The 1,010-nt window shown below is 68.9% G+C and carries 1 protein-coding gene; it reads right to left on the reverse strand.

Annotated features, from left to right (window positions below):
* Nucleotides 1–1,010: energy transducer TonB (locus tag A2I95_RS42320; RefSeq protein WP_291738206.1), on the reverse strand; the 1,010-nt coding region annotated here is incomplete at both ends.

Consider the following 1,010-nt stretch of genomic DNA (forward strand, 5'->3'; position numbering starts at 1 on the left):
TCTCAATATCACGCCATTGCGCGTATTTTTCAGGGGGAAGCTGAAACCCCTTGGCTCCGCAGCGGATTATTGCCCGCCGGGCGGCCCCAAAGGCCTGCTGTGCCGCCGACGACGAGCCGCCGGTGCTGGACAGCATCCGGATGCTGCCGCTGTCCGGCTTGCCATCCTGTGCCAGCGACACCGCCACCACCACCGTGGTGTTCAACGCATCAGTCGACAGCGAGCCCACGTTCCAGCACTGCGAGACCGCAACGCGCAAGGCATCCTTTTCGCCCAGCGTCAGCGGCGGCCCCGAAGGTTCCCGCGCCTCGACATCGGCCCCCCCTGCCAGGGCTTCTGCCAAAGCATCCTCCACCGCGGAGGGCATATCCGCCGTCTCCGGCTGCTCCTGTTCTGCCGGCTGGGCCGCTTCCACGGCCTCTTCCGGCTGCGGCTGCGGGCGCGCGGGCCGTGTTTTGGGCCGCACAGACACTTCCGGCGCAGCAGAGGCTGCAACCTCCTCGCCTGCATTCTCTTCGGTCACGATCCTGTCGCTGGCAGCCTCAGGCGCGGTCGCTTCCTGCGCCTCCTGCTCGGTTTCCGTACCTTCTTCTGGCGACACTTCCGGCTGGGCAATGTCATCCACACGGGTGTCCGGCTCAGGCGGCGCGACAGGCTCAGGCGCGACCCGGTCCACCGGGCGCGGCGCGGTCTCAGGGCGCAGCTGCCGCACCAGCGCCGCAATCTCCGGCGCCTCAACCGCTGCAGGCGGAGTGGCCGGCACATCCGGCTCGGGCTGCGGCTCTGGGATCTCTGTCACCTGCGGATCCGGCGCCGCCGGCGCGACCGGTTCGGGCTGAACGGTTTCCGGCTCAGGATCCGGCTGCGGTGCTGGCTCGGGCGCGGGCTGCACTTCGGCCGGTTCATCCAACGGCGCAGGTTCGGGCGCGACTTGCGGCGCCTGACGCTGCTGACTGAGCTTTTCAAACTGCTCGGCCGAAATCAGCGCGACCTGCTGCACACGGGACGGC

This window comes from Leisingera sp. F5, assembly GCF_001593695.1.